13 protein-coding genes are annotated in these 17,441 nt (G+C 69.1%); 11 read left to right on the plus strand and 2 right to left on the minus strand.

The annotated features are described in order from the left end of the window. Positions 1 to 336 precede the first annotated feature (336 nt). A complete protein-coding gene (locus tag ACFVUT_RS24195) occupies positions 337 to 465 on the plus strand; it encodes a hypothetical protein (protein WP_266748797.1) in 129 nt (42 codons plus the stop codon). A 61-nt stretch (positions 466 to 526) separates the two neighbouring features. Here ACFVUT_RS24195 and ACFVUT_RS24200 read toward each other — a convergent pair whose 3' ends face one another. Then, the gene (locus tag ACFVUT_RS24200) at positions 527 to 2,095 is read right to left on the minus strand and encodes a fibronectin type III domain-containing protein (protein ID WP_389656963.1); all 1,569 of its coding nucleotides are present in this window, start codon (positions 2,093 to 2,095) and stop codon (positions 527 to 529) included. A gap of 129 nt (positions 2,096 to 2,224) precedes the next feature. On the opposite strand from ACFVUT_RS24200, the gene ACFVUT_RS24205 reads away from it, so the two are divergent. The 4 genes from ACFVUT_RS24205 to cimA all read left to right on the plus strand — a co-directional run bounded on the left by ACFVUT_RS24205 (position 2,225) and on the right by cimA (position 8,087). Beyond that, the gene (locus ACFVUT_RS24205) at positions 2,225 to 3,265 is read left to right on the plus strand and encodes a 3-isopropylmalate dehydrogenase (RefSeq protein WP_389656966.1); all 1,041 of its coding nucleotides are present in this window, start codon (positions 2,225 to 2,227) and stop codon (positions 3,263 to 3,265) included. A gap of 250 nt (positions 3,266 to 3,515) precedes the next feature. Beyond that, entirely contained in the window at positions 3,516 to 4,604 is a 1,089-nt protein-coding gene (locus ACFVUT_RS24210) for a branched-chain amino acid aminotransferase (protein WP_389671038.1), read from the plus strand. Between the two features lie 253 nt (positions 4,605 to 4,857). Next, positions 4,858 to 6,201, plus strand: coding sequence for an MFS transporter (locus ACFVUT_RS24215; protein WP_389659236.1), 1,344 nt, complete (start codon positions 4,858 to 4,860; stop codon positions 6,199 to 6,201). A gap of 278 nt (positions 6,202 to 6,479) precedes the next feature. Further along, positions 6,480 to 8,087, plus strand: a complete 1,608-nt coding sequence (gene cimA / locus ACFVUT_RS24220) for a citramalate synthase (RefSeq protein WP_389659239.1) — start codon at positions 6,480 to 6,482, stop codon at positions 8,085 to 8,087. A gap of 71 nt (positions 8,088 to 8,158) precedes the next feature. Here cimA and ACFVUT_RS24225 read toward each other — a convergent pair whose 3' ends face one another. Beyond that, the gene (locus ACFVUT_RS24225; RefSeq protein WP_389659242.1) at positions 8,159 to 10,027 is read right to left on the minus strand and encodes a lectin; all 1,869 of its coding nucleotides are present in this window, start codon (positions 10,025 to 10,027) and stop codon (positions 8,159 to 8,161) included. Between the two features lie 302 nt (positions 10,028 to 10,329). Between ACFVUT_RS24225 and ACFVUT_RS24230 the strand changes: the two genes are divergently transcribed. The 6 genes from ACFVUT_RS24230 to ACFVUT_RS24255 all read left to right on the plus strand — a co-directional run bounded on the left by ACFVUT_RS24230 (position 10,330) and on the right by ACFVUT_RS24255 (position 17,420). Beyond that, a complete protein-coding gene (locus ACFVUT_RS24230) occupies positions 10,330 to 11,304 on the plus strand; it encodes a LacI family DNA-binding transcriptional regulator (protein WP_389659245.1) in 975 nt (324 codons plus the stop codon). 151 nt (positions 11,305 to 11,455) lie between these two features. Next, positions 11,456 to 13,129, plus strand: a complete 1,674-nt coding sequence (locus tag ACFVUT_RS24235; RefSeq protein WP_389659248.1) for an ABC transporter substrate-binding protein — start codon at positions 11,456 to 11,458, stop codon at positions 13,127 to 13,129. Between the two features lie 30 nt (positions 13,130 to 13,159). After that, the gene (locus ACFVUT_RS24240) at positions 13,160 to 14,287 is read left to right on the plus strand and encodes an ABC transporter ATP-binding protein (RefSeq protein ID WP_389659251.1); all 1,128 of its coding nucleotides are present in this window, start codon (positions 13,160 to 13,162) and stop codon (positions 14,285 to 14,287) included. Next, positions 14,284 to 15,264: an ABC transporter permease gene (locus ACFVUT_RS24245; RefSeq protein WP_389659254.1), complete on the plus strand. Its 981-nt coding sequence runs from the start codon at positions 14,284 to 14,286 to the stop codon at positions 15,262 to 15,264. Before ACFVUT_RS24240 ends, ACFVUT_RS24245 begins: the two co-directional genes overlap by 4 nt. 3 nt (positions 15,265 to 15,267) lie before the next feature. Then, positions 15,268 to 16,410: an ABC transporter permease gene (locus tag ACFVUT_RS24250; protein WP_389659257.1), complete on the plus strand. Its 1,143-nt coding sequence runs from the start codon at positions 15,268 to 15,270 to the stop codon at positions 16,408 to 16,410. Next, on the plus strand, positions 16,407 to 17,420 hold the full coding sequence (locus ACFVUT_RS24255; RefSeq protein ID WP_389659260.1) for an ABC transporter ATP-binding protein: 1,014 nt from the start codon (positions 16,407 to 16,409) through the stop codon (positions 17,418 to 17,420). Before ACFVUT_RS24250 ends, ACFVUT_RS24255 begins: the two co-directional genes overlap by 4 nt. Positions 17,421 to 17,441 lie beyond the last annotated feature (21 nt).

Here is a 17,441-nt window from a genome sequence, read left to right on the forward strand (position 1 = left end):
TGATCCGCCGGCCGTGCCACCGCCTCTGAACAGGCACGATGGCGCACGGTCCGGGCCCCGGTCCGGGAACCGGGAGCGGATGACGGTAAACCTCCGTCTCAGATAGTAGGAAGTCCGAGTAATTGTGGAGACAGAACGGCCGAGCTGTCCTAACTTTGTAGAAGCCGAACGTCTCGCTCGATCCAGCGACTGGCGGTCGTGAGCGCGTGTCCCTTGCAGGCAACCCCTGCGACGCCCGCTCCCCGCCCCTTCCGGCGCCTCGAAATCCCGATCTCGACATCACGTTCACGAAGTTTCGATCTCGAAATCCTCGCGATCTCAAGGAGTCGATCCACCATGGCCGAGACCACAGTCCGCCGCGTCCGTCACACCCACCGCCCGACCGAGTCGGAGCGCCGGAACGCCGCCGCCGCCCTGCAGCGGGCTCTCGACCGCAGGGACAACGGCGGCTCCACGGGTCACTGAGACCGGTCGCCGGGGCCGGTCGTGGCCGACCGGCCCGCGATGAGCGGCTCTCCGCAGGCGCTCAGCCGCGGCTGATCTCGAAGTGGTCGATGCGCTCGCCCGACTCGGCCAGTGCCGTCACCTTCATCCGGGCGTTCCGTCCGGACTGCACCTCCACCGCGAGGAACGAGAAGCCGGTGTAGCGCACCCGGGACCACTCCACGGTCTCGACGGCCTTCCCGCCGCCCTTGACCACGTGGTACGTGTCCACGCTGTCCTGGTCCCGGACGTGTCCCTCGTAGGTGTCCGGCGCCGGGAAGTCGTACAGCGCCTTGCCCGCGCCGCCCGCCGTGACGTACACGATGCCGTCCCGCGTCGGGTCGGTGCGCTCGCCGATCGGCACCGTGCGCCGCACGGCGTTCTTCAGGATCGCGTCCGTGCGCTCGTAGACGTGGTTGTGGCCGTTGATGACCAGGTCCACCTGGTGCTTCTCGAAGAGCGGTACCCACGCGTCGCGCACCCCGCCGTCCGAGGCGTGCGCGTTGGTCGTCGAGAACGCGCAGTGGTGGAAGAAGACCACCAGGAAGTCGATGTCGGGACGGGCCCGCAGCTCGCCGAGGCGCCGGTCGAGCCAGCGGGTCTGCCTGCCGTCGCTGATTCCGAAGTTGGCCGGGATCTCGTAGGAGACGTCATTGGCGTCGAGGGCGACGACCCCCACGTTGCCGTGCACGAACGAGTACGCGCCGGGCTGGTTCACCGGGTCCGGGCCGTTGTCGGGCAGGGTCCAGCGGGCGTTCTGGCCGCCGTAGCCGTCCGGCGAGTACCAGGCTTCCATGTCGTGGTTGCCGGTGGTCACCATCCATGGCACGGTCTTCGACACGGTCTCCGTCTGCGCCAGGAACTGGTCCCAGGTGCGGGCGTCGTAGGTGTCGGTGCTCTGCCCGGAGCCGGACGGGTCGGCGTAGCAGATGTCGCCCGCGTGCAGGTGGAACGCCGGGTTCTGACCGAGGATCAACTGGTCGTTGCCCAGCGCGTGGTAGCTGACGCCCTGGTCGCCGAAGGCGGTGAAGGTGAAGGACTCGGCGTGCGCGGGCGCGGTGGTCAAGGTGCCGAGCGTGCCCAGGTTGCGGGTGTCGGCGGGGTCGAAGCCGTCGTGGCCGACGCCGTAGTAGTACGTCGTGCCGGGCTGCAGCCGCTCCAGGCTCGCGTGGACGTAGAACTGCTCGGCGGCCGCGATCTTGCCCCCGTTGAGTTCGGGGGTGGTGAGGTGGCGGACCTCGGCGTCGATCCTGCGGCTCAGCGCCCAGGGCTTGAGGCCGATCCGGATGTAGGGCCGCCGCACGGCGAACGGGACCTGCCAGGAGACCGCCATCTGCGTCTTCGGGTCGGCGCCGTACGCCAGGTGCCGGCCGAACGGGGCGACCAGCGAGCCGTCCACCCGGGTGGAGGTGCGGGACGAGGTGAGGACGGTCGGCGCCGCGTAGGCCGGTGAGGCGGCGAGGGAGGTGCCGAGACCGGCCACGGCCGCGGTCGCCACGCTCGTACGGAGTACGCCACGCCGGGTCAGCCGGCTGCGCAGGTACGCGTGCTGTTCGGCCATGCTCATGCGGTCGGCGAGCTTCTCGGGGATTCCGAAACGGGGGATGTCCATGGACGAGAACATCCACCCGTTGTCTGACGCCTCCCCGGCGAATAGGTGAACGATACACGTACAGCGCACCATGTGTCCGAATGATGGACGTTACGTGTCACGGGATGGGACGCGCAGTAAGGTGCGGACATGTCTCGCAGCATCAATCTCGCAGTGATCCCTGGTGACGGTATCGGCCAGGAGGTCGTGGCTCAGGGCCTCAAGGTCCTCAACGCTGTTCTCCCGCAGGATGTGAAGCTGGAGACCAAGGAGTTCGACTTCGGCGCCAAGCGCTACCACGCCACCGGTGAGACGCTGACCGACGCGGATGTCCAGGCGCTCAAGCAGCACGACGCGATCCTGCTCGGCGCGATCGGTGACCCCTCGGTCCCGTCCGGTGTCCTGGAGCGCGGCTTCCTGCTGAAGCTGCGCTTCCTCTTCGACCACCATGTGAACCTGCGGCCGTCGAAGCTGCTGCCGGGTGTCGAGACTCCGCTCAAGGGCCAGCCGGAGATCGACTTCGTCGTGGTCCGCGAGGGCACCGAGGGCCCGTACACGGGCAATGGCGGCGCGATCCGCACCGGCACCCCGCACGAGGTCGCCACCGAGGTCTCGGTCAACACCGCCTTCGGTGTCGAGCGTGTGGTGCGGGACGCCTTCGCCCGCGCCCAGGCCCGCCCGCGCAAGAAGCTGACGCTGGTTCACAAGAACAACGTGCTGGTCCACGCCGGCCACCTGTGGACCAACATCTTCAACAAGGTCGCGGCCGAGTTCCCGGACGTCACCACCGACTACCTGCACGTGGACGCGGCGACGATCTTCCTCGTCACGCAGCCCGAGCGCTTCGACGTGATCGTGACCGACAACCTCTTCGGTGACATCATCACCGACCTCGCCGCGGCCGTCTCCGGCGGCATCGGCGTCGCGGCCTCGGGCAACATCAACCCGAGCGGCGAGTTCCCCTCCATGTTCGAGCCGGTCCACGGCTCTGCCCCCGACATCGCGGGCCAGGGCAAGGCCGACCCGACCGCCGCGATCCTCTCCGTCGCCCTCCTGCTGCGCCACCTCGGCTACGAGGCCCAGGCCGCGCGCATCGAGGAGGCCGTCTCCGCCGACCTCGCGGAACGCGACGGGACGACCCGCACGACCGAACAGATCGGCGACGCGCTCGCGGTACGCGTAGCGAGCTGACCCGACGACTCCATCGAGAAGCCGCCGGGTCGCAACCGCACCCGGCGGCTTCTCGCATGCGCTCCCGGGTGCCACCATCGACCACTGGACCGCATTCACACCCATTTCGTGCACGGCCACCCGGGAGCGATAATCGAACGGGGCCGTGGCTCGCGTGGAAGCTCGGATGTCCTAGCACCTGTCCGACAGGATCCGGCAGGAGCGGCGTGAGCGCGGTCCGACACATACAACCGGTGAAGGACAAGCACTCATGACGACGCCCACGATCGAGCTCAAGCCCTCCTCGAACCCCCTGTCCGACACCGAGCGCGAGGCGATCCTGGCCAAGCCCGGATTCGGTCGCTACTTCACCGATCACATGGTGACGATCCGGTGGACCGAGGGCCGCGGCTGGCACGACGGCCAGCTCGTCCCCTACGGCCCGCTCTCGCTCGACCCCGCGACCACGGTCCTGCACTACGCGCAGGAGATCTTCGAGGGCCTCAAGGCCTACCGCGGGCCCGACGGCGGCGTCGCCACGTTCCGTCCCGAGGCGAACGCCAAGCGCTTCCAGGCGTCGGCGTACCGGCTGGGCATGCCGGAACTCCCCGTCGAGACGTTCATCGAGGCCTGCGACGTGCTCGTCCAGCAGGACAAGGCATGGGTTCCGGCGCACGGCGGCGAGGAGTCGCTCTACCTGCGTCCGTTCATGATCGCGACCGAGGTCGGCCTCGGTGTGAAGCCCGCCAACGAGTACCTCTTCCTCGTCATCGCCTCGCCCGCCGGCGCCTACTTCCCCGGTGGCGTCAAGCCGGTCTCCATCTGGCTCTCCGAGGACCGCGTGCGCGCCGTCCCCGGCGGCATGGGCGACGCCAAGACCGGCGGCAACTACGCCGCGTCCCTCCTCGCCCAGGCGGAAGCCTCGGCGAAGGGCTGCGACCAGGTCGCCTACCTCGACGCGGTCGAGCACAAGTGGGTCGAGGAGCTCGGCGGGATGAACCTGTACTTCGTGTACGGGAACAAGATCATCACCCCGTCCCTGACCGGCTCCCTGCTCGCCGGCGTCACCCGTGACTCCCTGCTCACGGTCGCCCGGGACCTCGGCTACGAGTCGGAGGAGGCCCGGGTCTCCATCGACCAGTGGCGGGCCGACACCGAGAACGGCACCCTCACGGAGGTCTTCGCCTGTGGCACGGCCGCCGTCATCACCCCCGTCGGCACCGTCAAGTCCGCGGGCGGCGAGTGGACCCAGAGCGAGGGCGCGCCCGGCAAGGTCACGGTGAAGCTGCGCGAGCGCCTGCTGGACATCCAGCGCGGTGTCGCCGAGGACACCCACGGCTGGATGCACCCGCTCGGCTAGGGCGTTTCGTCCGGATCCGCGTGGGCCGGTGAGCGGGGGCTCGGCGTGTGCCGAGCCCCACGTGCCCCGCTCACCGATCCGGCCGGTCCGAACGGCACGTATGCGCGGGTGCACGCGAACGGCACGCACGGAAGCGGCCATGCGAACGGCACGCAGGTGCGGGCCCGTGCGAACGGCACGCGCGTAAGGACGCGTGTTCGTCGCCCGTTGCGGTCTTGTTCCGTCCCCCCGGGTTCCGGCACGGTGGCGGACCATGGGACGAGAGCAGTGGAAGAAGATCTGGGTCGGATCCGCCGGAAACATGGTCGAGTGGTTCGACTGGTTCGTGTACGCGACCTTCGCCGTCTACTTCGCGGATTCGTTCTTTCCCGAAGGCAACGAGACCGCCAACCTCATGAACACCATGGGCATCTTCGCCGTCGGCTTCTTCATGCGACCGGTCGGCGGCTGGATGCTCGGCCGGATCGGTGACCGTCAGGGCCGCAAGGCCGCGCTCACCCTCACCGTCACCCTCATGTCGGCCTCCGCGATCCTCATCGCCGCCGCGCCGACCTACGACGTGGCGGGATACGGCGGAGTGGCCGTCCTGTTGGTGGCCCGGCTGCTCCAGGGCCTCTCCGTCGGCGGTGAGTACGCCGCCAGCGCCACCTACCTGACCGAGGCGTCCGCACCCCACCGGCGCGGCTTCGCCTCCAGCTTCCAGTACGTGTCCATGACCGCCGGTCAGCTCATCGGGCTCGGCCTCCAGATCATCCTGCAGCGCAACATGTCCGAGGCGGCCCTGCACAGCTGGGGCTGGCGCATCCCGTTCATCGTCGGTGCGCTCGGCGCCGCGATCGTCTTCTACCTGCGCCGCTCGATGCTGGAGACCGAGGTCTACGCGGAGTCCGGCGCCGCCCAGCAGGAGGACCGCGGCACGCTGAAGGCGCTGTGGCAGCACAGGCGCGAGGCGTTCCTGGTGATGGCGCTGACCATGGGCGGGACCGTCGCGTACTACACGTACACGACCTATCTCACCAAGTTCCTCTCCAAGAGCGCGGGCATGGAGAAGTCGACCGCCTCGCTCGTCAGCTTCTGTGCCCTGTTCGTCTTCATGTGCGTCCAGCCGCCGGCCGGAATGCTCTCCGACCGGATCGGCCGCCGCCCGCTGCTGATCACCTTCGCCCTCGGCTCCACCTTCCTGACCGTGCCGATCATGACGATGCTGAAACACGCGGGCACCTTCTGGCCCGCCTTCGGCCTGGCGCTCCTCGCCCTGGTCGTCGTCACCGGGTACACCTCGATCAACGCCTGCGTGAAGGCCGAGCTCTTCCCGACCGGCGTCCGCGCCCTGGGCGTCGCCCTCCCGTACGCCGTCGCCAACGCGCTCTTCGGCGGCACCGCCGAATACGTGGCGCTCTGGTTCAAGAAGGCAGGCGTGGAGTCCGGCTTCTACTGGTACGTGGCGGGCTGCGCCGCGGTCTCCCTGGTGGTCTACCTGACCATGCGCGAGACCCGCGACATCGACCTGGGCCGGGTCGGCGCTGCCGACGGGAAGGCCGGGCGGGCGGCCTCGCCCGAGCCGTCCGGAGGGACGAGCGTCACGCCCGCATCCTGAGACGGGGCACGGCAGGGAGGCGGCGCTGTGCAAGACTGCGTCCGTGCCCTCGTTCGCCATGATTATCGGCAGCAGGCGCGCCGGTCCGCAGTGACCGTCCCGCACCACCACGTGCGGTACGGCCACCGTGCCCCAGACCCGCGCGCAGACCTCTCGCACCCGCGAGGGGTTTTTTCGTTTTCCGGCCCTCACCTCGGCCGGGACGTGGCGCGCGGGATGATGGGGGCAAGTGGAGCCAGATCGTCCGGATCCACTCATCCGACAGGAGTCAGACCAGCATGACCACCAAGGCCAAGGCCACCGACGACAGTTTCCATGTCTTCGACACCACGCTGCGCGACGGAGCCCAGCGTGAAGGCATCAACCTGACGGTCGCGGACAAGCTGACCATCGCGCGGCACCTGGACAGCTTCGGCGTGGGCTTCATCGAGGGCGGCTGGCCCGGTGCCAACCCCCGCGACACCGAGTTCTTCGCCCGCGCCCGGCAGGAGATCGACTTCCAGAACGCCCAGCTGGTCGCCTTCGGCGCGACCCGCAGAGCCGGTGGCAAGGCCGCCGAGGACCCCCAGGTCAAGGCGCTCCTGGACTCCGGCGCCCCGGTGATCACGCTGGTCGCCAAGTCCCACGACCGCCATGTGGAACTGGCCCTGCGGACCACGCTCGAAGAGAACCTGGAGATGGTCCGCGACACCGTCTCCCACCTGCGCGAGCAGGGCCGCCGGGTCTTCGTGGACTGCGAGCACTTCTTCGACGGCTACCGCGCCAACCCCGAGTACGCCAAGGCCGTCGTCCGCGCCGCCTCCGAGGCCGGTGCCGACGTCGTCATCCTCTGCGACACCAACGGCGGCATGCTCCCCGCCCAGGTGCAGGCCGTCGTCTCCACCGTGCTCGCCGACACCGGCGCCCGGCTCGGCATCCACGCCCAGGACGACACCGGCTGCGCCGTCGCCAACACCCTCGCCGCCGTCGACGCGGGCGCCACCCACGTCCAGTGCACCGCCAACGGCTACGGCGAGCGGGTCGGCAACGCCAACCTCTTCCCCGTCGTCGCCGCCCTGGAACTCAAGTACGGCTGGTCCGTCCTGCCCGAGGGCGCACTCGCCGACATGACCCGGGTCTCGCACGCGATCGCCGAAGTCGTCAACCTGACGCCCTCCACCCATCAGCCCTATGTGGGGGTGTCCGCCTTCGCCCACAAGGCCGGACTGCACGCCTCCGCGATCAAGGTCGACCCCGACCTGTACCAGCACATCGATCCCGCGCTGGTCGGGAACACCATGCGGATGCTCGTCTCCGACATGGCGGGCCGCGCGTCCATCGAGCTCAAGGGCAAGGAACTCGGCATCGACCTCGGCGGCGACCGCGAACTCGTCGGCCGGGTCGTCGAGCGCGTGAAGGAGCGCGAGCTCAAGGGCTACACGTACGAGGCCGCCGACGCCTCCTTCGAACTGCTGCTGCGCGCCGAGGCAGAGGGCCGCGCCCGCCGCTACTTCCGCACCGAGTCCTGGCGCGGCATCGTCGAGACCCGCCCCGACGGCACGCACGCCAACGAGGCCACGGTGAAGCTCTGGGCCAAGGGCGAGCGCATCGTCGCCACCGCCGAGGGCAACGGCCCGGTCAACGCGCTCGACCGGGCGCTGCGGGTCGCGCTGGAGCGGATCTACCCGCAGCTCGCCAAGCTGGAACTCGTCGACTACAAGGTCCGCATCCTCGAAGGCCGCACCGGCACCGAGTCCACCACCCGCGTCCTCATCACCACGAGCGACGGCACGGGTGACTGGGCGACGGTCGGCGTCGCGGAGAACGTCATCGCGGCGTCCTGGCAGGCACTGGAGGACGCCTACACGTTCGGCCTGCTGCGCGCCGGGATCGAGCCGACGGAGTAGCGCGGTCCGTCCTCGGCCGTCGTCCGGACCCGGCAACGGGCCCGGACGACGGCCGAGGAGGCAGAGACGGACTACCGCAGACGCCACTTCTGGTTGGCCGCCCCCGTGCACGTCCAGATCTGGGCGCGGGCCCCGTTCGCCGTCGACTGGTCGGTGATGTCCAGGCACTTGTCCGCGGCTGTGTTGACGATGTCGCCGGTGGACGCGTTGTACGTCCAGCGCTGCGCCGACGAACCGTTGCAGGTGTACAGCTGGACCTTCGCCCCGTTCGCCGTCGAGCCCGACGTCACGTCCAGGCAGGCACCGAGCGTCTGGAGGGAGCCGTCCGCCGCGACCGTCCAGCGCTGCGCCGCCGTGCCGTTGCAGTCGTAGAGCTGGACGGCCGTCCCGTCGGCGCCGCTGCCGCCCGCCGCGTCCAGGCACTTGTCCGCCGGTCCGGAGAAGACACCCGAGGTGCCGGCGGATCCGGACTGGGTGCCCGACCAGGTGAAGGTCGCCGAGGTACGGGCCGGCAGCGAGTAACCGAACTTCTGGCCGCCCCAGTCGACCGTGATCTGCTGGGCCGAGCCGGTGCCGTTGTAGGCGATCAGCGCCTTGGAACCGTCCGGGTTGCGCCAGGCGACATTGGGCACGGTGGAGCTGGCCGTGGACGAGATCCGGGCAGCGCCCGGACGGACGAACTTCGTCAGGTGACCCATCGTGTAGTACTCGATGGTGTAGTCGACCTGACCGCTCCTGCTGTCCCCGTTGTGCACGGTGATCAGGCCGTCGCAGGTGCCGCAGCCGCCGTTGTGCGGGCCGCGGTTCTGGTCCACGGCCAGGGACCACTTGGTCACCGACTTCGCCCAGTTGCGGGTGTAATCGATGATGTTGAGCATGTCCTCGCGCTGCTGGTCGGCGATCCAGGTGCCGCCGGAGTGCTCGGTCTGGAAGGCGTCCATCGACGGGTACTGGTTGTGCACGGCGGTCTGCTTGCCGATGTCGCCGCCGTAGCCGTGCCAGGCGACGCCGCCGAAGTTGGGGTGGTCGCGCACGGCCGGGTCGTCCACGGTGGCCGCCGCGTACGCGTCGTAGCTGTCCCAGTTCCAGTCATGGGCCAGGACCTTGGTCGCCAGGCCCGCGGACTGGAGCTTCGGCAGCAGTTCGTTCTTGGTGAAGTAGGCGAGGCCCGAGCCGTTCCAGCTCATCGACGGGTAGCCCGAGCAGCAGGTCGGCTCGTTCTGCGCGGTGACGTAGTCGACCGGAACGCCCTGGTCCCGGTAGGCCTGAAGGTACTTCACGAAGTAGTCGGCGTACGTGCCGTAGTTCTCCGCTTTCAGCCAGCCGCCGTTCAACTGCCCGCTGTCCTTCATCCAGGCCGGGGCCGTCCACGGAGAGGCCACCGTCGTCAGCGCGGGGTTGAGCTGCTTGGCCTGCCTGGTGAGCGGGAGCACGTCCTCCAGATCGTGTCCGATCGAGAAGTTCGCGAGCGAGGGATCGCTCTGGCCGGACGGTACGTCGTCGTAGGTGTACCCGTACCTCGCCAGGTCCGAGCCGCCCATGGGATTGCGTACGAAGGACAGCCCGATTCCCTCGGTGGGGGAGAACAGCTTCTTCATCGTGGCGTCGCGGGTCGCCTGGCTGAGCGCTCCGCTGCTGTTCAGCAGGTACGCGGCCGTGTCCGTGAAGGAGGCGCCGCCGCCGGTGAAGGTCTGGTAGCGGGTGTTCTCGTCGACCGTGATGTTCGTACCGCTGCCGCCGTTCCCGGCCGTGAAGGAGATCGGGGCCTGAGCTTCCAGGCCGCGCGTGACATGGCGGCCACTGGAGTCGTCGGTGCTGGTCAGGGCGATGTTCACGGTTTCGCCGGCGGCCTGGGCCGTACCGGACGAGAGCCCGGTGAGACCGGCTGCGGCGAGTGCGGCGGCGAGCAGGGCCCGTGCGGCTCTTCCTGATCGGATCATGGGCTGATGCCTTCCTCGGCGGGAGCGTGGGGGATTAGCCGTCGATCGAGGCGAGAGTGAACTGCTCCTGGGGGACCGCGTCAAGAGGGTGTGCGTTCATGACCTGAACACACAACTCGTCCGGCCTGCACGGGAGATCGGTACGGACCAATGTCGGCGTGAAGTATTGACGGCACTGTTCCGGCGGGGTTAACTCACGCCGCAACGCCGGTACCGGTACCGGAACCGGTTGCGGAACCGGTTGCGGCACCGGTTCCGACTCCTGGTCCCGAGCTGCCCCGTCCTGCCCTGGAGGCCCCCCGATGCGCGTCACCATCGCCGATGTCGCCCGTGAGGCCGGCGTCAGCAAGACGACCGTGTCCCGGGTCATCAACACCAAGGGCGACGTGGACGGTTCCACGGCCGCCCGCGTTCGTGAAGTGATCGCACAACTCGGCTACGTCCCCAGTTCGGGCGCGGTCGGACTGGCCCGCGGCAGCAGCCGTACGGTCGGCATGCTGGTGCCCTCCCTCACCTGGCCGTGGATGGGTGAGGTGCTCCAGGGTGTCGTCGACACGGTCGAGGCCGCGGACTACGGACTGCTGCTCTTCACCTGCAACCGAGGTGCCGAGTCCGTGGAGCGCTTCACCAGCCAGGTGTCGGCGCGCGCCTTCGACGGTCTCGTCGTCGTCGAACCCGAGAACACGCTCGACCACCTCACCGCACTGCACCGCGGTGGTCTGCCGATCGTCCTGATCGACGATCGCGGCCACCACCCCGATTTCCCCTCCGTCGTGACCACCAATCGCGAAGGAGGCGCGTCCGCGGCCCGCCATCTGCTCTCCGGCGGACGCACCAGGCCCCTGGTCATCACCGGTCCCCAGAACTTCGGCTGCGTACGCGACCGACTGGACGGATTCCGTACGGTCCTGCCCACCGATCTCGTCTTCCACGGGGACTTCACCGAACGCAGCGGCCGACTGGCCGTGGAGCAACTCCTTTCGTCCGGCACCGGTTTCGACTCCGTCTTCGCGCACAACGACATCAGCGCGGCGGGCGTGCTGCGGGCGTTGCGCGCGGCCGGGCTGTCCGTACCGGACGACATCGCCGTGGTCGGCTTCGACGACATAGCGATGGCCGAGCACACCGATCCGCCGCTGACCACCGTGCGCCAGCCCACCCGGCAGATGGGTGAGACGGCCGCCCGGATGCTGCTGTCCCACCTCGGAGGCACGGCCGTACCCGACGTACCGGTCGTGCTGCCCACCGAACTGGTCGTGCGCCACTCGGCGCCGTAGCAGTCCGGCCGGACACCCGGCCGCCTGTGCCCCGCACCGCCTCGCGCGTCCACCTGCTTCGCCCGTACCGTCCCGCACCGCCCTGTACCCGGCGCGTCGAGCGCTGTCCGTTTCCGGATCTCCCAGACCCGCAGTCCCTCATGGAGCCGCCATGTCCGTACGACGTCACGCAACTCTGAGAGCGCTCTCACTCGCTACCGCGGTGGTTGCTCTCGCCGCCGGGTGCTCGTCCGCCAACTCGGGTGCCGGTAAAGGGGGCGGCGCCTCCGGGGTGCTGACCCTGGGCAAGCCGGACGGACCGCAGACCAACAACAGCAACCCGTTCCTGAGCACCTCGGCGGGCGCCACGCTCGGCTACCGCTTCATGATCTACGAGCCGCTGGCGATGACGAACCAGATCCGCCCCGCGGACAAGGCCGCCCCGTGGCTGGCGACCGACTGGAAGTGGGAGTCCAACTTCACCAAGGTCACCTTCACCCTCGACCCGAAGGCCACATGGGCCGACGGGAAGCCGCTGACCGCCGACGACGTCGCGTACACCTTCGACCTGCTGAAGAAGCACCCGGCGCTCAACGGCAACGGCATCCCGTTCGACGGGGTCGCGGTGCAGGGCAAGACCGTCGTCCTGACGTTCAAGGACTCCCAGTACGTCAACCAGAACAAGATCATCCAGCAGTTCATCGTGCCCAAGCACATCTGGGAAGGCGTCGAGAACCCCGAGACCTGGCCCAACCGCACACCCGTCGGCTCCGGCCCGTACAAGCTCAAGACGTTCACCCCGCAGACCACCACCCTGACCGCCACGCCCTCCTACTGGAAGGGCGCGACCAAGGTCAAGGAGCTGCGCTACACCGCGTACAACGACAACAGCGCGGCGACCACGGCGCTGGCGAGCGGCAAGGTCGAGTGGTCGTTCGTCTTCATGCCGAACTACAAGCAGCTGTTCATCGAGAAGGACCCCAAGAACCACAAGCTGTGGTTCCCGTCCGGGCTCGGCATCCACGGACTGTGGTTCAACACCGCCCGCAAGCCGTTCGACAACCCGGCGCTGCGCAAGGCCATGGCGATGGTCGTCGACCGCAAGGCGATCTACACCCAGGCCGAGGCGACGCTCTACCCGGAGATCACCAACCCGACCGGCATCCCGCTGCCCGCCGGTGAGTCCTTCCTCGCACCCGAGTACAAGAGCGCCACCACGGCACCGGACGTCGCGGGCGCCAAGAAGGTCCTCGCCGAAGCCGGGTTCACGCTCAGCGGCGGAGTGCTGAAGGACCCGGACGGCAAGCCGGTGAAGCTCACCCTCACCGACCCGGCCGGCTGGAACGACTACATCACCGGGCTCGCGATCATCAAGGACGACATCAAGCAGCTCGGCATCGAGGCCAAGGTCAAGACGCAGACCGCGGACACCTGGGGCGCGGACGTGGCCAACGGAAACTTCGACGCCACCCTGCACTGGACCAACAGCGGTGCCACCCCGTACGACATGTACCAGAACATCATGGACGGCGCGCTGCTCCAGCCCGTCGGCAAGGCGTCCCAGCTCGGCAACTTCGGCCGTTTCAAGAACGACGAGGCGACCGGTGCGCTCAAGGACTTCGCCCATGCCACCGACGACGCCACCCGCACCACGGCCATGAACACCCTGCAGAAGATCATGGTCGAGCAGGCGCCGATGATCCCGACGGCCGCCGCCCCCATCGGAGCCGAGTACTCCACGAAGAACTGGGTGGGCTGGCCCACCGAGTCCGACCCGTACGCCCCGCCGCAGCACACGCAGCCCTCCGCGCTGCAGATCGTGCTGAAGCTGAACCCCGCCAAGTAGAGCCAGGGATACGGGACACAGGGACCGGCCATGTCTGAACAGTCCGCAGAGAACCACGTCGTGCTCGAAGCACGCGGAGTCACCAAGCACTTCCCCGTACGCCGTACAGGCCGCGATCTCGTCGCGGGCAGGCGCCGTGCCGTCCACGCCGTCGACGACGTCTCGCTGACGCTGCGGCGCGGCACCGTCACGGCGCTGGTGGGGGAGTCGGGCTCCGGGAAGTCCACCGTCGCCCGACTGCTCGCCCAGTTGTATCCGCTCACCGGGGGCGAGATCCACCTGGACGGCACGGAGGTGAAGGCCGGGCGCGGCCGGTCCTTCCGCTCGTACGTACGCCGGGTCCAGCTCATCTTCCAGGACCCGTTCGCCTCGCTGAACCCGGTGCACACCGTGCGCTACCACCTGACCCGTGCGCTGAGGATCCACGGCCGGGCGGGCAGCGGCGAGGCGGAGCTGGAGGACAACCTGGCCGCTCTGCTGAACCGGGTCCAGCTGACTCCTCCTCATCAGTATCTGGACAAGTTCCCGCACGAGCTGTCGGGGGGACAGCGCCAGCGCGTGGCCATCGCCCGCGCGCTCGGCGCCGACCCCCAGGTCCTGCTGGCCGACGAGCCCGTCTCGATGCTGGACGTCTCGATCCGGCTGGGAGTGCTCAACCTGCTCAAGGACCTCAAGGACCGGCTGCGCCTCGCCATCCTCTACATCACCCACGACATCGCCTCGGCGCGCTACTTCGCCGACACCACGCTGGTGATGTACGCGGGCCGGATCGTCGAGGGCGGGGACAGCGAGACCGTCACCCAGCACCCGGCACACCCTTACACCCAGCTCCTCATCGCCTCGGCGCCCGACCCGGACCGGGTGGTCGCCGAGGCGGAGCAGGAGGAGACCGGCAGCGGCGAACCCCCCTCACTCATCACCCCTCCCGCCGGGTGCCGCTTCCACCCCCGCTGCCCCAGGGCCATGGAGCGCTGCCGCACCGAACTGCCACCGCGGTTCGACCTCAAGGGCGGCCAGTGGGCGGCCTGCTGGCTGTACGCGGACGGTGCCGGTGATCACGCCGACCACCAGGGCGCCGGTGCCGGCGTTCACGGGGCGGAGGACGCCGACCACCAGGGCGCCGGTGCCGACCGCCACCGGAAGGAGAGCGCGAAGTGAAGTACCTCCTGAAACGGCTCGCCTTCTACCTGGTGACCGCGTGGGCGGCGATCACGATCAATTTCCTGATCCCGCGCCTGATGCCGGGCGATCCCGTCCAGTCGCTCATCTCGCGCTTCCAGGGCCAGCTCGACACCAGCGCCATCGACTCGCTCAAGGCGCTCTTCGGCCTCGACGACCACCAGTCGCTCTGGCAGCAGTACACCGACTACTGGTCGCATCTGCTCGACGGCGACCTCGGACTCTCCTTCACCTTCTTCCCGACACCGGTCGGCGAGGTGATCGCCCAGTCGCTGCCCTGGACCCTCGCGCTCGTCGGCGTCACCACCGTGATCAGCTTCGTGCTCGGCACGGGTATCGGCGTCTTCGCCGGCTGGCGGCGGGGTTCCTGGTTGGACAGCCTGCTGCCCGTCACCACCTTCATCTCGGCCATCCCGTACTTCTGGCTCGGGCTCATCGCCATCGCGCTGTTCGCCAACAAGTGGCCGCTCTTCCCCGAGGCGTTCGGGTACGACAGCGCCCTGGTGCCCGCCTTCGACTGGCCGTTCATCTCCAGCGCGCTCTACCACGCGGTCCTGCCCGGCCTCACCATCGTGCTCAGTGCCGTGGCCGGCTGGATCCTCGGCATGCGGAACATGATGGTGACGGTCTCCTCCGAGGACTACGTCATGGTCGCCCAGGCCAAGGGGCTCTCCGAACGCCGGGTGATGTTCGGATACGCGGCCCGCAACGCGATCCTGCCCAGCGTCTCCGGCTTCGCCCTCTCGATCGGGTTCATCGTCGGCGGCACACTGCTGGTGGAGATGGTCTTCTCCTACCCGGGGATCGGCTATCAGCTCTTCCAGGGCGTGGCCGCCAAGGACTACCCCCTGATGCAGGGCGTCTTCCTGATCATCACGCTCTCCGTCCTCGCGGCGAATCTCCTCGCCGACGTGATCTACCTCGTCCTCGACCCCCGTACCCGAAGGGAGGCCTAGGACATGGCTGTCACCGCTGCCGAGGTCGCCGTACCCGAGACGACCGGCACCCCGGCGCCCCCCAGGCGCAGGCTCCGCTTCCTGCGCGGACGCAAGACCGCCGTCGGCCTCGGAATCCTGTTCCTCTTCGCCGTGATCGCCGTCATCGGGCCGTGGATCGCCCCGTACGACCCCGACGCCATGAGCGACGCCCTGCTGCAACCACCCTCCGCCGCCCACTGGTTCGGCACCACGCACACCGGACAGGACGTGCTCTCGCAGATCCTCGTCGGTACCCGGGGCGTCCTGGTCGTCGGCTTCGTCGCCGGTGTCCTCGCGACGATCCTGTCCGTACTGATCGGTGTCAGCGCCGGTTTCCTCGGCGGCACGGCCGACGAACTGCTCTCGGTGCTCTCCAACGTCTTCCTGGTCATCCCGGGGCTGCCGCTGATCATCATCATCGCGAGCCTCGTGTCCGACGCCAGTGATCTCCTCATCGCCACCGTCATCGCGCTCACCTCGTGGGCCTGGGGCGCGCGCGTCCTGCGCGCACAGACGCTGTCGCTGCGCCGCAGGGACTACGTGGAGGCGGCCCGCGCCACCGGCGAGTCCACCTGGCGGATCATCTTCTTCGAGGTCCTGCCGAACCTGACGGCCGTCATCGCCTCCGGTTTCGTCGGCACGGTCATCTTCGCGATCCTCTCCGAGACCACCCTCGCCTTCATCGGCGTCGCCGACATCTCCCGCTGGAACTGGGGGACCGTCCTGTTCTGGGCGCAGTCCAACCAGGCGCTGGCGCAGGGGGCGTGGTGGTGGTTCGTCCCGGCCGGACTCTGCATCGCGCTGCTCGGCATGTCGCTCGGCCTGATCAACTTCGGCATCGACGAGTTCGTCAACCCCCGACTGCGTACGGAGACCGGCGCGTCCCGGAAGGTCCGCATGAGGGTCGGCTTCACCCCTGTGGTCCGCGGTACGCGCGACGCCGCGGCGCACGGCCCGCACGGTACGGATGCGCACGGTACGCGCGACGCCGCGGCGCACGGCCCGCACGGTACGGATGCGCACGGTACGCGCGACGCCGCGGCGCACGGCCCGCACGCCACCGATGCGCACGGCTCGCAGGATGCCGCTGTGCGCGGCCCGCACGAGAAGGAGATCCGCTCATGAGCGAGCCCGTCCTCACCGTCCGCGGCCTGAACGTGGACTACGGGACCGGGGACGACGCCGTGCACGCGCTGCGCGACATCGACCTCACCCTGCACCGGGGCGAAGTCCTGGGCCTGGCGGGCGAGTCCGGGTCCGGCAAGTCGACGCTCGCGTACGCCGTGACCCGGCTCCTCTCGCCGCCCGGCGTGATCACCGGTGGCGAGGTCCACTACCACCGGAGGGACGGCGAGGCGCTCGATCTGCTGACCCTGTCGGCCGCCGAACTGAGGGCCTTCCGCTGGCAGGAGCTGTCGATCGTCTTCCAGGGCGCGATGAACTCGCTCAACCCGGTGCATACGGTCCACAGCCAGCTCACCGACGTGCTCCAGGCGCACCGCCCGGAGATGAGGAGGCGGGAACGGACCGCTCGCGCGCAGGAGCTGCTGGGACTCGTCGGCATCTCGGCCGACCGGCTCGGCGCCTACCCGCACCAGCTCTCCGGCGGCATGCGTCAGCGCGTGATGATCGCGATGGCGCTGGCGCTGGAGCCCGAGATCGTCATCATGGACGAGCCGACGACCGCCCTGGACGTCGTCATGCAGCGCCAGATCCTGCGCCAACTGGTGGCACTCCGCGAGGAGCTGGGCTTCTCGGTCGTCTTCATCACCCATGACATCTCGCTGCTGATCGAGTTCTCCGACCGGATCGCGATCATGTACGGCGGCCGGATCGTCGAGGAGGCCGGTGCCTCCGCGATCTACCGGAACCCCCACCACCCCTACAGCGACGGTCTGCTGCACTCCTTTCCCGCGCTGCACGGCCCCCGCCGCGAACTGGCCGGCATACCCGGCTCGCCCCCGCATCTGTCCGCGATGCCCACCGGCTGCGCCTTCCACCCCCGTTGCGGCAAGGCCCTGGACGCCTGCACCACCCGTGTCCCGGAGCTCGCCGCGCCGGACGGGGACGGCCCGCGCACGGTGGCCTGCTGGCTCCACCGGCCGGCCCCGGCCGCCGCGGTACCCCGCGCGTAGCGACCCCGCACACCAGCAGCC

Origin of the sequence: Streptomyces sp. NPDC058051, from assembly GCF_042885475.1 — a bacterium.
Lineage (GTDB): Bacteria > Actinomycetota > Actinomycetes > Streptomycetales > Streptomycetaceae > Streptomyces.